This is a genomic window from Sporomusa sp. GT1, assembly GCF_014634905.1.
Classification (GTDB): domain Bacteria; phylum Bacillota; class Negativicutes; order Sporomusales; family Sporomusaceae; genus Sporomusa; species Sporomusa sphaeroides.
Genome location: NZ_BMBX01000033.1, coordinates 18,365 through 32,626, shown reverse-complemented (window position 1 = coordinate 32,626; position 14,262 = coordinate 18,365). Strand labels below are relative to the sequence as shown.

Annotated in this window: 10 protein-coding genes; all 10 read right to left on the bottom strand. The window is 48.1% G+C overall.

Annotated features, from left to right (window positions below):
* Positions 1-188: glycine/sarcosine/betaine reductase component B subunit (locus GT1_RS20060; protein WP_223226398.1), on the bottom strand; the 188-nt coding region annotated here is incomplete at its 3' end.
* A 750-nt stretch (positions 189-938) separates the two neighbouring features.
* On the bottom strand, positions 939-2,795 hold the full coding sequence (locus tag GT1_RS20055) for a sigma-54-dependent Fis family transcriptional regulator (RefSeq protein WP_188400206.1): 1,857 nt from the start codon (positions 2,793-2,795) through the stop codon (positions 939-941).
* 231 nt (positions 2,796-3,026) lie between these two features.
* Entirely contained in the window at positions 3,027-5,075 is a 2,049-nt protein-coding gene (locus tag GT1_RS20050) for a methyl-accepting chemotaxis protein (protein WP_188400205.1), read from the bottom strand.
* Between the two features lie 158 nt (positions 5,076-5,233).
* Positions 5,234-7,003, bottom strand: a complete 1,770-nt coding sequence (locus GT1_RS20045) for an NADH-dependent [FeFe] hydrogenase, group A6 (RefSeq protein ID WP_223226397.1) — start codon at positions 7,001-7,003, stop codon at positions 5,234-5,236.
* A gap of 1 nt (position 7,004) precedes the next feature.
* Positions 7,005-8,306: an NADH-quinone oxidoreductase subunit F gene (locus GT1_RS20040; RefSeq protein WP_188400204.1), complete on the bottom strand. Its 1,302-nt coding sequence runs from the start codon at positions 8,304-8,306 to the stop codon at positions 7,005-7,007.
* Positions 8,294-8,818: an NAD(P)H-dependent oxidoreductase subunit E gene (locus tag GT1_RS20035; protein WP_188400203.1), complete on the bottom strand. Its 525-nt coding sequence runs from the start codon at positions 8,816-8,818 to the stop codon at positions 8,294-8,296. Before GT1_RS20035 ends, GT1_RS20040 begins: the two co-directional genes overlap by 13 nt.
* Before the next feature lie 262 nt (positions 8,819-9,080).
* Positions 9,081-10,019: a selenium metabolism-associated LysR family transcriptional regulator gene (locus GT1_RS20030; RefSeq protein WP_188400202.1), complete on the bottom strand. Its 939-nt coding sequence runs from the start codon at positions 10,017-10,019 to the stop codon at positions 9,081-9,083.
* A 156-nt stretch (positions 10,020-10,175) separates the two neighbouring features.
* Positions 10,176-11,495: a betaine reductase selenoprotein B gene (grdH, locus tag GT1_RS20025; protein ID WP_188400201.1), complete on the bottom strand. Its 1,320-nt coding sequence runs from the start codon at positions 11,493-11,495 to the stop codon at positions 10,176-10,178.
* 12 nt (positions 11,496-11,507) lie between these two features.
* Complete coding sequence (locus tag GT1_RS20020) at positions 11,508-12,833, bottom strand: glycine/sarcosine/betaine reductase component B subunit (RefSeq protein ID WP_188400200.1); 1,326 nt, start codon at positions 12,831-12,833, stop codon at positions 11,508-11,510.
* Between the two features lie 18 nt (positions 12,834-12,851).
* On the bottom strand, positions 12,852-14,246 hold the full coding sequence (gene selA / locus GT1_RS20015) for an L-seryl-tRNA(Sec) selenium transferase (RefSeq protein ID WP_188400199.1): 1,395 nt from the start codon (positions 14,244-14,246) through the stop codon (positions 12,852-12,854).
* Between the last annotated feature and the right edge of the window lie 16 nt (positions 14,247-14,262).

Below are 14,262 nucleotides of genomic sequence, written 5' to 3'. Positions count from 1 at the left end.
TTTACCGGGATGATTCTTACTTTTTCACCTGGCTTGGCTACATCAAGCCTGATATCTTTAATTCTTTCGTCTTGCTTTAAAAAGTTAATTAATCCTTCCTCATCAACACGCAACACGCCATCTTTTACAAAAGTCTCATTACTTAATTGAATGTCCTTAATATGAATCCGGCCAATTTCCAATTTCAAAACATTCACCCCTATTCTTATTCCGAAATTCTAACGTCCTTACCATGCCTGCTGCTCCTGCAACTAACTGAAAATACTCAACAAAGGTTGTATAGTTATACTATTGCAAATTTTGTGCCAAATTCATGTATCAAAACTCTTTTTTGAAAAATTTTGCTACATATAAAAAATTTAGCCATTTAACGCCTGTATTTAAAGGTAATGCAATCTTTGTACCAAGTACTATGGATGTGTGTTTTGGTTGGTATTTGTGTTTTATGTATGCAAAACTACGAAATTTTGTCCTATTTTAGGACTATTACTAATTTATATCAGTATTTCAAACCTCATTTTTGGCATATGCATAAAATAACTCGATATACATAACTCAGAAAAATATCATTTTACTTAAACAACCTTCATTATATTTTAAAAATACAATAATAAAGTTAACGCAACTTTTGCGCCAACTTTATGCAAGACACTCTTTTTTTTGAAAATAATGATATATATAATAAAAATTGTTAATTTGTGTCTGCATTTTAGGAGTACTCAATTCTGTACCAAATACTCTGGATATGCTTTGGTTGGTGTTTGTGTTTTATGAATTTAAAACTTAAAATTCTGTCCCATCTTGGGACGATGATTGTGAAAATTAAGTCCCATTTTGATATTTAATTTAAATATCTCATCTTAGAATAAAAAAAGAACCTGCCTTCATTAGGCAAGCCCTTACTCATACCTTGTAGCGAACTAATAGTCATGCATTGTTCATTCCATTAATTCTGCCTCTATACCCATTTTTTTAATTTTTCGATAAAGGGTGGAACGGCCCATCCCCAAAGACTTTGCTATATTTTCTTTGGCTTGGTTACTTGTGCCAAACTTTTTTAGGGCTTCTATAATAGCATTTTTCTCCATATCCACGATTGATTGAATACTATCCTGCGGTTGAGACAGTTGTGAAGCAGTGCTATGCTCACTGATTCGGTGAGGTTGGAGCAATTGGGAAGCAGGGCCATGCTTACTAATTCGATTCGGCAGATAATTGGCGTCAATGAATGCATTAGGGCAAACATTAGTTGAATACTCAATGGCATTCTCTAATTCCCGAACATTACCCGGCCAGGGGTACTCATGCATTTTCGCCAATGCCTCATGGGTATAACCTTTAACCTGCTTTCCAAAAATCAAATTGAATTTTTGGATGAAACAGTGAATGAGCAGCTCCAAGTCCTCCATTCTTTCCCGCAAAGGCGGAATATGGAAAGGTATAACACTCAAACGATAATATAGATCGCTGCGAAATTGGTTAGTGTTTATCATTTCTTCCAAGTTCTTATTAGTGGCAGCAATAACCCGGACATCGACAGGTAATGGCTTAGTCCCCCCTATTCGTTCAATCATCCGTTCCTGCAGCACCCGCAATAGTTTGACTTGCAGTTGCAAGGGCATATCCCCGATCTCATCAAGGAATATAGTTCCGCCATCAGCCAATTCAAACTTTCCTGGCTTCCCGGTACGCCGCGCCCCGGTGAATGCGCCTTCTTCATAGCCAAACAACTCACTTTCAAGCAGGTTCTCCGGAATGGCCCCGCAATTTACGACAATAAAAGGCCCTTCCTGCCGCAGACTTTCATGATGAATGGCATGGGCGAAAAGTTCCTTACCAGTCCCGCTTTCACCTGTTATCAGGACGGTTGAATCGGTTTTCGCCACTGTGCACATTTTCTTTTTAATATCAGCAATTTCCGTATTTTGGCTAAGAATACCATCAAAGGTATACTTGCGCTCCTCCCGGATAAAACGCCCGGCTAATTTACGCATTTCCTTGATGGAACGAAGAGAAAGAACAAAACCACTAATATAGCCGCCATACTCTATTTCGGTGGCTGTGCTCATAAAATGTAATGTTTTTTGACCATGTTTATAAAATATATCTTGTTCCATATATGGTCTAATCATTTTCATGAGTACCCCTAGAGAAATCCCTGAAAAAACTTCTTCCAGCATGCGTCCATTGATAAGGTTAGCCGGTACCATCAGAAGCTCGGTGGCCGATCGGTTGACATGAGTTATTTTTCCCTGATAATCAACCGCCACAATGCCTTCACGCACAGAATTAATCAAGGTGTCGAATTGCTCAGCCGCTTTTTTCGATTGTTCATATAGTACCCGTTCATTAAGTTTTCCCGAAATTAATTCTACCAGGTGCTGTAAAAACAGTTTAAGTTTAACAAAGTCTTTTAACATGTTTTCTTTTTGCGTTTCATCGAAAGCATATAATGAGATCGAGCCTAATAATTTATCTCCCAATTTTATCGGGTAAAATAAGCCTGCCAACACCTTACAGGTCTTCAACAACTTACAATTTTGACACAGTTTACAGTTTGGCGGATCGATAACAAAAAAACTTTTTGGTGTATAGCGCATTTGATAGTTTACTGTTCCTAAATCATAAACAACGCCAATTTGATCTCGATACTTTCCAGTCCCCACTAAGACCTCTAAGTACACATCTACAATAGCGACTTCGTAATTAAGTACAACTGAAAATGCATCTGCTACCTGTTGGATATAATCTTGAATTGCCTTAAGTTTAAGTATGTCCGGGCCATCCTTCTTCAAAATAATACCCCTCCCATGAGCACCAAGAAAATAATTTTATATTTTCTGAAAATTTCTAACCCTATTATGTCTATGTCGTTTTTTTATCACAATAGCTAGCTTATTTTAACATGAATGGGAGAGTTGTTCAAATATGCATATCTTTTTTGCCCGATATGCCACGTGCTCCGCCGGCTTGATACCGGCGGAGCACAATGACAATCAATTAGTTTTTTACTTCAAAGGGACCAACTACAATTTGAACCTGCTTACAGCCCCAGTCAAGGTTTCCGCCATTTGGGCCAAAGCCTCACTGGCGGCAGCGATTTCTTCCATGGAGGCTGCCTGCTCCTCCGTAACCGCTGAAACCGTCTGGGTTTGACTGGCAGTATCTTTGTTTATTTCATCAATTTCTTTTACGGCCGCAACTATATCCTGGCTGCCAACGGCAACACGCTGCACCGTATTGGTAATTTTGCTCACCTGGTCTGATACCTGATCAAACAGTGTCACTATCTCGGCAAAGGCACGACCTGCATTATTGACAACTTCCGCCCCGAGCTTTACCTCGCGCGTGCCTTCATCCATGGCCATAACTGCACTGGTAGTCTCACTCTGGATTTCGCCAATTAGTCCGGCAATCTGTTTGGCGGCTTCCTGAGACTGTTCAGCCAGTTTGCGCACTTCTTCGGCCACTACCGCAAAGCCGCGCCCCTGTTCACCGGCACGGGCAGCCTCAATGGCGGCGTTGAGGGCTAAGAGGTTGGTCTGACTGGCAATACCGGCAATGGTATCGACAATCTGGCCGATTTCTTTGGAGCGTTCTCCCAGCTTAACTACAATTTGCGCGGTATGGGTCACTTTGGTCTCAATAGTAACCATTTGCCGTACTGCTGCTTCGACCGCCTCGCCTCCTTCTTGGGCGGCACCTGCCGCTTTCCCGGAAGTCAGCTCAACTATGCCGACATTGTCGGCAACCTGGTTGATCTCGTGTGCAATGCGATCAACAACAGCAGCGGCTTGGTTAACGGCTCCGGTTTGCCGCTCGGTACCGGCGGCCACCGCCGTAATGCTCATGGCCGTTTGGGTTGCGCCTTGCGCCGACTGCTCGGCACTTGCCGTCAGTTCTTCCGACGAAGAGGCCAGCTGCTCTGAAGATTGCATGACCTGCAGCATCAGGCTGCGCAAGTTGCCGGACATAGTGGCAAAGGCCATTGCCAATTGACCGATCTCATCTTTGCCCGCCGGGGTTTCCCCGATGTCGCTAAGATCGCCTGCGGCCACCCGATTAGCGGTTTCAGATAACTTTTGTATGGGGTTGACAATGCGCCGGTTGACAAAATAGGATAACGTGAATACAAACAAGAGAATGGAGACTATCACCAATATAAGGTTAGAATACATCAGGCTGTTCAAGCCGGCAAAGACTTCCTCCGCCGGATAAACCAACAGCAGGGTCATTCCGGTATCGCCTACCGGCGAGTATACAATGTAATTATCTTTTACCTGCATGATTCCCACTTGCTTCGCTTGCAGCGCCGCTTCACCCAGCACCCGCCAATCCTTGTCCGATACCTCTGTGAGCTTTACTGATAAGTCTTGAGTCTGTTCGGTTTTACTGCCGGTATAATTGCCAATAACCATACCGGTCCGGGTAAGCGCGAAGGCATAACCGTTCTGTCCCACACGAATATCTGTCAGTTGCTGCTTAAAAATGTCCAGAGTGAAATCTGCTTCCGCCACACCAATACGCTTACCGTTTTTTTCTATCGGATGAACGCAGGTTACCCAGATCAGATTAGGGTCACTTTGGTCCACATACGGCTCTGAATAATCAATTGCCTTTTGCGAGCCGATACCTAATTTATACCACGCTTTAGCGTGATAATCCACTACACTGTATTCCCACGTTAAAACCGGTATACCGTTTTTGTCCTTCATCGTGTACGGGAAATGATTTTTCACATCCGGCTGATAGGCGTACGGTTCAAACGCCATGCCGGCACCGGCAAAGGCCTTGCTTTTCTGCACGCTTTTCTTAATATAACTAAGGACAATCTCTTCTTGGTACTCCGGCATGGTTGTAATCATATTGCCCAGGGTTATTGCCTCATCGGAAATCTCTTTGATCGGAATATATAGTGATGTTGCTTCTTGCAGAGCCTGAGACAATAATTTTTCTTCTTGTTGGGTTACCGCATACTCTTTGACTTGTGTTGACGAAATATAGGTCTGAACACTGAATACCAGCAGAGTAATGCCGGTAATGATAAGGATAAAAAAAGTCCGTATACTCTTCACAGGCTTTTCACCTCTAAATTATAAGATTTTCTCCTTTTATTTAGCAATAAGGACGGCTGTATAACTAGCCGTCCTTATTGAGTACAACTTTCTATAAGGAAGTTCCTCGCTCTGCTCGGAACTAAGCGATTCACGCAGGTTCTCGCGTCGCTTTGCTCCTAATAACCTGGTTCTCTGCTTATCTGCTTATGGCGGGGATGATAATGAGTATGCAGCAGTTCGTGGGATTTGTGGCTTAACGGTTTACCCAGGAACTCATCATACAGGGCCTTCACCGCCGGATTTTTATGCGACTGCCTGATGGACAGCTCGCGGTCGGCCTGGTACAGTCCGGCCATCCGGGCTTCCTTGGTAGCCTGGGTGGTGCCCCAGGGCTGACCGCCGCCGCCGATGCAGCCACCAGGGCAGCACATGATTTCAACAAACTGGTAATCACATTCGCCGGCGCGGATTTTGTCTAAAATAACCCGGGCATTTTTCAGGCCGTTGGCAATGGCCACTTTAACCTTTTTGCCATCCAGGTCAACCTCCGCTTCCTTGACGCCGGTGAAACCGCGCACGCCTTCGAAATCGACATTGGCCAGTTCCTTGCCTGTGACTACTTCGTAGACGGTACGGAGAGCCGCTTCCATAACACCGCCGGAAGTGCCGAAGATGACAGCAGCGCCGGTAGAGATACCAAGCGGGGCATCAAACTCGGCATTGCTTAATTTGTTAAAGTCAAAACCAGCTTGTTTAACCATTCTGGCCAGCTCACGGGTAGTCAAAACAATATCCACATCACGGTACCCGCTGCTATTCATTTCCAGGCGGGCACTTTCATATTTTTTCGCTGTGCAGGGCATAATTGACACCGATACGATCTTAGCGGCGTCGATACCTGCTTTTTCGGGGTAATAGCTCTTGGCTAAGGCCCCAAACATTTGCTGCGGCGATTTACAGGTGGAAACATTGTCCAGCAAGTCCGGATAGAAAGTCTCCACAAAGTTGATCCAACCGGGGCTGCAGGAGGTAATGAGCGGCAAGGTACCGCCATGGCTCATGCGCTCTAACAGTTCATTACCTTCCTCCATGATAGTTACGTCGGCGGCAAAGTCGGTGTCAAACACTTTGTCAAACCCCAGACGGCGCAAGGCGGCTACCATTTTGCCGGTCGTAATGCTGCCTGGTTCTAAACCGAATTCTTCACCCAAAGCGACACGAACGGCCGGAGCTACCTGCACGATTACATGCTTATCACTGTCGCCAAGCGCCTGCCAGACTTTTTCCGTGTCATCTTTTTCATACAAAGCGCCTACCGGGCAGACCGCAATGCATTGTCCACAATATATGCAAGTGCTGTCCTGCAGCGGCCGGTCGAAAGCAGTCGTGACTTCGTATTCCACCGAACGTTGTGCAGTATTGATGGCACCGACGGTCTGGACCTCCTGGCACATTTCCACACAACGGCCGCATTTTACACACTTAGCCATGTCCCGGACAATAACCCCGTTGGAATCTTCGATAGGAATTTGTTTTGGCTGGTTGGCAAACAGCGGCTTGCTGACACCAAAATCCCGCGCCAATTGCTGGAGTTCACAGTTGGTGTTTCTGACACATTGCAAACAATCCTGCGGGTGTTCGGCCAGGATAAGTTCCAGCACATCTTTTCTGGCCTGCCGTACCGCCGGGCTGTTGGTAATAAACTCAGCCCCATCCCAGACTTCATTGCTGCACGCAGTTTTAAGTTTTTTCTGTCCCTTAAGTTCAACTACACAAAGACGGCAGGTAGCGCGTACTTTGAGGTCAGGATGGTAACATAGTACCGGAATGTCAATTCCCGCCATTTTGGCAGCATCCAGAATAAGTGTAGTTTCAGGACACGATACCGGTACCCCGTCAATGGTAATGTTTACGATTTTATTGGGATCTGAAGCATGATGACCCACACTACTCACCTCTTTCCTGTTCAGTAAAACAAACTTGCGCCGGACATTTCTTGTGCAGATGATCTTCAAATTCGGTTTTGAAGAGTTTCCAGCAGGTATTGAGGGCCACAGCTGCCGATTGGCCCAAACCGCAGAAGGAAGCGATGGTCATGGTATCGATTAAGCGCTTGAGAATAACAAGATCGTCCTGCATAGCTTCCCCTGCGGCGATTTTGCAGAGAATGGCATAAATTTGTTTGTTGCCTTCGCGGCAAGGGGTACATTTGCCACAGGATTCATGGATGAAGAATTCGGTTACACCTTTAAGATAATCAATCACGCACACGTCTTCATCCATAACTACAATGGCGCCGGAACCAACACTTAATCCGGCGTTTCTGAGCGCCTTATAGCAATATGGGGTATCAAGCTGGGCTTCACCGCCAATCGGTCCGGACTGACCGCCCAGGTGGAAGAATTTTAGTTTTTTCCCGTTAGGAATGCCACCGCCCAGCTGAGGATCATAAATGGCATCCCGCAGGCTTACGCCGAACGGAATCTCGTATACACCACGGTTAACAACATTACCGGACAGACAGATGAGCTTGGTGCCGCCGCTGTCTTTGGTGCCGTAGCTTAAATACTTGTCGCCGCCCTCTAATACAATGGTCGGGATATTGGCAATGGACTCCACATTGTTTACCAGGGTAGGCAGCAGGAACAGGCCGACTTCCGCCAGATGGGGCGGTTTGATCCGCGGGCGTCCGGCCTTGCCTTCAATGGAATTTAAGAGCGCCGAGTTTTCGCCACAGACATAAGCACCGGCACCGGTCATAATGTGAATGTTGAATTCAAAACCCGTACCCAGGATGTTTTTGCCCAGATACCCGGCTTTCACCGCATTGTCGATAGCACTTTGGAATACCTTTTGAATGGCGCGGTATTCGCCGCGAATATAAATGTAGCCGTCGTGGGAGTTGAAAACATAACCGGCAATAGTCATGCCTTCAATTACCCGTAGCGGGTCATGGCCTAAGAGGATTTTATCCTTAAAGGTACCTGGTTCCCCTTCGTCGGCATTAATGACAATGTATTTGGGAAACTCGGGAATTTCCAGCAGCTGTTCCCATTTGGAACCGGCCGGATAGGCGGCGCCGCCGCGTCCTAAGAGCTTGGCCTTTTTTACTTCGCCGATAATATCTTCCGGTTTCATGGTAAAGGCTTTTTTGAGGCCTTGATAGCCGCCGGCTTTTACATAATCTTCAGTACAATCAGGGCAAATGACACCGCAATTGCCGGAAATCAGTTTATTTATTTTTGACATGCTTTCGCCTCCCGGTAACTTGTCACAATTTCGGCTACCTTGGCTGCGGTCAGATTGCCATAGACTTCTTCGCCGATCTTGGCTACCGGACCAATATCGCAGGCACCCACACAGCTGGTGTGCAGCAGGGTAAATTCATTGTCAGGAGTAGTCTCGCCGAGCTTAATGCCTAATTCTGCTTCAAACATGGCGACAACGGCATCGGCTTTGGTTACATGACAGGGTGTGCTTTTGCAGATTTCAATGACATACCGGCCGCGCGGTTCAATGCTGAACATAGCATAAAAGGTTAATACATCATGAACTTTGCTAATTGGCAAATCTAATTGACAGGCGACAACTTCCGCCCATTCTTCAGCTACATAGTTTTCTCCCGAAGTTGCCTGAATATCAAGCAAAATAGATAACAGCTGCTCCTTAGCCTTTCCGTATTTATTAATAATGGCTAATACTTGCTCGTATCTTTTTATAATTTCTACTGCCTGGTCTTTTGTTACTTTTGAACAACACATGCTTGTCAACTCACCCTTTCTTTGGCATACCAATTTTATCCCAACAATCATATCAAAATAAAGTAGACTTAGCTTCAGGTGGGGTTTTAACCCCATCTGAAGGTTAGTCGCCCTTATCCAAGGACTTAGTCGCTCGCCTGTGCCCGTAGGGGTATACTCCCACCTGGAGAGGTGGGAGTCTTAGAGCGAGTTAGTCATCGGATAAAATGAAAGTTTTCTCCGGGTACTCCGTTATCGCTGCATATTACCCAGTGGTATTGCTTCAGCGGCAATCTCTTTGCTCGGAATATACAGTAATGTTGCCAGTAAAATAATTTTCCAGATATGCGACAAAAACCCTTTGAACCGGCGATAACACCACTTCTTTTTTAAAAACAAGATGAAATTGCCGCGCGAACGCCTGCTGCCCAAGGTCATATACCTTGATTTGTCCGGTTTTTTCATAGGCAGCTGCCGCAACTTTGGAAACAAAGGATATTCCCATTCCCTGGGACACAGCCGATAAAATGCTCTGGGTGTCATGAAAATAGGCCACAATATTCAGATTCTGGACAGAAATGCCTTGCTTATGCAACAGTTGTTCCATTTCCACACGGGTGCCGGAGCCGTCCCCGCGCATCACAAAAGGCTGCTGCCGTAAAAACGCCGGCAGGTCGCGATACATTGCCCCTTTGTTGACCGGCATCGCTTTGGGGGTAATCAATACCAGTGTGTCATGATAGAAAGGAACTGTCAGCAAACAACGGGAATTGACGCTGGTGCCCACTATACCAAAATCATACTTGTAGCCCAAAAGCCCTTCCACGACTTGCTGGCTGTCCGCCTGGTGAATATGAAACACAATTCGGGGATACTGTTTTTGAAAGGCGGTAATGATTTCCGGCAGCAGGAACTGAGCAGGCACGGTAGAGGCTAAGATGCTGATTTCTCCAATCATTTCCCGGTCAATCCTACTGACACTGCTGATAGCCTCATCACGCAGGGCAAGGATGCTTTTAGCCCGGTGAAACAACTCTTTGCCTGTCTGGGTTGGATAAACCGCCTTAGTCGAGCGTATCAACAGCTGCGCCCCGATCTCATTCTCCAGAGAGCTGATGTGGGCGCTAATGGTCGGCTGAGACAAATAAATCATGTCAGCTGCCTTGGAAAAGCTGTTATATTGAACCACTGCGACAAACGCTTCCAATTGTTTCATTTCCATCTTTGCTACCTCCCCGTAAAACTCTGCTCAAGCGCTGCCACAAAGCAGCCGCTTCCTGTTTGGTATTGCTTGACTAAGTAATTATACTGAACATATTTTGCCTGTATGCCACACACTCCGCCGGTATTGCTGCCGGCGGAGTGTAAGGACAATCAATTAGATTTTTACTTCAAAGAGTGTTGGCTCTTCAATCGGGGTAGTTAAAGCATCCAGGGCAACGCCTACGCGGTGGCGGCGCAGCTTATGCTGCTCTTCCTTCGGAGTGGACGGATTGCCAAGCGGATACGGAATGGAGATGGTCGGAACCAGACGGTTCACGCCCACGGTTTTCGCTACAGGAATCAGGTTTGCCATCTGAACGATGGTAATCCCTGCCCGTTCGATTTCTCTGGTCATCGTTGCACCGCAACGTGTGCAGGTGCCTCAGGTGGAGGTCAGGATAGCAGCTTGTACGCCATCACTGATCAGCTCCTGTGCGATTTCTCTACCCATCCGGGCGGCTTCAGCTTGCGTGGTGCCGGTACCGACTGTGGAATAAAAAAACTTGTATACGCCGCCGATTTTTCCTTCTTTGGCATATTCCTGCAGTACATCCAGCGGCACAATAACGTCAGGGTCATTGTTGGCGGCAGCAGGGTCAAAGCCGGCATGGATGGTCATAAATTCGCCTTTTTTCAAATCGTCCAGGTTCTCGACATCATACTTGCCCCACTTGGTGGCAGAAGCGGATTGGATGCGGTCAGGATTGCCGACAGGCACAATACCACCGGAAGTAACCAGCGCCACTTTCATGGTTGCCAGCTTCTCAGGTGAAATTGCAGGTGCAATCGGAGCGCGCTCAGATTTGGGAATAGGCAGTTCTGACTGGTACGGCTGGCCGTTTACTTTTTTCAACAGCATGTCGATTACCCGGTCAGCAGCGGCCACAGGCGGGTTCAACCAAACCTGCTCACGGACGCCACGGCCAAAGTAGCCTTCTTCATCAGCCGAACCCAAAGGTTCTTTAGCCAGCAGTTTTTTGGCAAAGTTAGCCATTGCGGTTACATCTTTTTTCATGGCAGCAGCACTGGCGCCACCCTTGAAGATGTACATTTCTTTTCTGTACATTTCCACGCCAGGGTTTTCGTCGTTCATCGAAGTAATAGCCGGAACGCCGAATTTTTTCTGTACAGCAGAGCAGATATGACCGCAGGCTGCGCCATAACGTCCGGCACGGAAAGCAGGACCGGCAAAGAATATGTCAAACTCTTTGTCTTCCAGGAAACCCAGAATGCGCTTTATCGCTTCTTCGGTGTTGGAACCGATAAAATTGTCACCGCAGATAATCGTATGAGTAACTTCAATGTCAGCACCCAGCGCGGCATTAAGTGCCATAGCAGGTCCTACAACACCTTCGCGGATCTCCGGCTCATGATCGGCAAGCTCCTCGCCGCCAATCTGCCCAAAGAACTGGTTAAGATACAGGATTGTTTTCACACTGTTCCCTCCTTAAAATTCCTTCATGGTCTTGGTGGACCAGCCAGCAACCCGGTCACCGCAGAACATAGCGTTATTTTCCATGATAATAGAGCCGTCAGGTTTCACCGAAGGTCCTAATATCTCGTCATTGCTCCAACCGCCGGAAAGACCGTCCCGTGCAAGGGATTCCAGTTCTCCCAATACCACTTTCATCGGTGGCAGCTTAATCAGGCTGGATACGTTACCGCAGGAAACAATAGCATCAGCTATCTCGTCCATAGACACCAGCGGCTGGCTTGCTCCATCCCGTCCGGTGCACTCATTGGTCAGACCTACGGTCTTAACACCGGCTTTCTCCAGGGCAACAATGCAAGCAGTGAAGTCAGCATCCGGGTTGCCGTAGCCTTCCTCAACCACAATCGCGCTGTCTGCGCCTATGCTTTTTGCCATTTGAGCGACAAACAAGGCAGAGCGTTCTTTCTGATCCAGTGCCACGTTGAGGTTGGACATGATCACTCCCAGGAAGTTCAGGGTCTTGCCATGCTCTTGATACAGTCTTTTGATCATCGGGAAGTTTTGGAAATCATAAGTGGACCATTTCGAGGAGCAAGGCATGAAAGAACCGGAAATCATGGCTCCATCCAGCACTTCGTTAGGATGCATAAAGGTGGGCAGCATGTGATTGCAGTCCCAACCGTAGTTGAGGTCATTGTAGCCCATTTCTTCCATCTGAGACTGTGGCTGCAGTACTAAGACAACACTGGGCAGCTTGCTCACGGCGCTGTCGCGCTTGGTGATAGCTGGAAGCTCATAGACTTCAGTCTCTACCGGTGCCAAGTCCTTGGTGCATGCACCCAGGTATTCTGCCAGGCGCATACCGGCCCAACGCAGCGCACGGTTTTTCTTTTGCTGCTCTTTGTGTTCGAAGGTTTCATCGGTATCGGCTACCAGTACCAGATTTTTCAGCTCTGAGAACAGGGTGTACTTAGCGCCTTCCCCACCCATGTCAATCAAGCCGTCCTGGAAACCGCCCCAATGCTTGCCCACTACCAGAACACTCATATCCTTGAGAGCGTGGGTAGTGCCGTTGCCGGCTTGTACCAGTTTGCCGGTTACGCCGGGGAACACCGGACCGCCGCCAACACGGTGACGAGGCTCAATTGCTTCTTTTACCGGCACCAGGCGAACTTCGTCGCCAGGCTTTACGATGTGCAGCTCAGCCTCGGTGATGTGGCTGTCTTCCCGCACTACTGCCAGGGCTTCTTCTTTATTGACTGTCAGGATTCCGTCGACGTATTCTGTTTTAGCGCCGAACTGTATGTCCCGAACATGAAAATTCACAATATCCAGTTTCATTTCAACAGTCCTTTCGTATTATAATTCTATCCGAAGATCACTGATAATCTGTTTCACACAAAGAACGATATCGGCAAATTCTTCCGGCTCGACTGTACGCAAATCCAGTTGCAGACAATCGTCCGTTATCCTCGCAATAATAGGAACACAATGTTCCCGCAGCTTGCTTTCCAGCCTGTTGGGTGACAACTCTTCCAGATGAACGGCGACCGCATACGATTCCAGTTCCACTGCCGGCAGGGAACCGCCTCCCACACAGGCCGCGCTTTTCACTACGCTGCAGTTGCAGCCGGTTCTGGCAAGTAAATCTGCCAGCCGCTCCGCTTTATCCCGGACTGCGGCCGCCGGTTCGGCAATCATCCGCAAGGTCGGGATGGACTGCACGGCTTTGGCCGGGTCGAGATACTGGCGCAAGGTAGCCTCCAGCGCTGTAAGTGTCAGCTTGTCAATGCGCAAGGCCCGCAGCAGATGGTTTTTCTTCATGGCAGTAATGTAGGCTGACTTGCCGACAATAATGCCTGCCTGCGGACCACCCAGCAGCTTGTCGCCACTGAAGCAGACCAAATCCGCCCCTTGGCTGACACACTGCGCCACCGTTGTCTCGCCGGGTATTCCATATGGTGTTAAATCCACCATCAGACCACTGCCCAAATCATAGATAGACGGCAGTTGATGCTTCCGGGCGATTTGCGCCAGTTCCCGCATTTCCACCTCGGCGGTAAAGCCGATAATCTTGTAATTGCTGGTATGTACCTTAAGCAAAGCGCCGGTTTGTTCGGAAATGGCAGCCTCATAGTCGGCAGGGTGCGTTTTGTTGGTGGTCCCCACCTCCACCAGCTTGCAGCCGCTTGCGGCCATAATGTTGGGGACACGAAAGGAACCGCCGATTTCTACTAACTCCCCCCGCGAGACTACCACTTCACGGCCTTTGGTAATGGAATCCAGCACAAGATACACGGCTGCCGCGTTGTTATTCACAACCAGGGCGGCTTCGGCACCTGTCAGGCGAATGAGCAAGTCTTCCACATGCTGATAGCGTGAGCCCCGGCTGCCGTCAGCCAGATCGTATTCCAGATTGGAATACTTGCAGCCTACACCGGCCAGCATGGCTTGGCATTCGTCCGACAGCCTGGCCCGGCCCAGATTGGTGTGGAGGATGACGCCGGTGGCATTGATGACACCCCGCAGGTGGGGCTGTGACTGGCGCCCCAGTTCCAGCCGGATTCCGGCAAGCAGTTCTTCCTGGTCGCAGCGGTCGGCAGCTCCGGTCAGCAGGCGCTGGCGATAGCAGGCCAGTTCATCCTGGATGACCGACTTAATCAGGCTGCGCGGCAGGTCGCCGGCTTGGTTTTCAATGACCTGCAACAGGTCATCCATCTTAGGTAAGGTACGCAGGCGCTGCTGCTTCGTCATGGAAGGGCCTCCCTGT

Bases quoted from the DNA above. Each gene is read 5' to 3' on its own strand.
- GT1_RS20040 (WP_188400204.1), bottom strand. From the start codon at position 8,306: ATGTCAAAAATAAATAAACTGATTTCCGGCAATTGCGGTGTCATTTGC.
- GT1_RS20035 (WP_188400203.1), bottom strand. From the start codon at position 8,818: ATGTGTTGTTCAAAAGTAACAAAAGACCAGGCAGTAGAAATTATAAAA.
- GT1_RS20030 (WP_188400202.1), bottom strand. From the start codon at position 10,019: ATGGAAATGAAACAATTGGAAGCGTTTGTCGCAGTGGTTCAATATAAC.
- GT1_RS20020 (WP_188400200.1), bottom strand. From the start codon at position 12,833: ATGAAACTGGATATTGTGAATTTTCATGTTCGGGACATACAGTTCGGC.
- selA (WP_188400199.1), bottom strand. From the start codon at position 14,246: ATGACGAAGCAGCAGCGCCTGCGTACCTTACCTAAGATGGATGACCTG.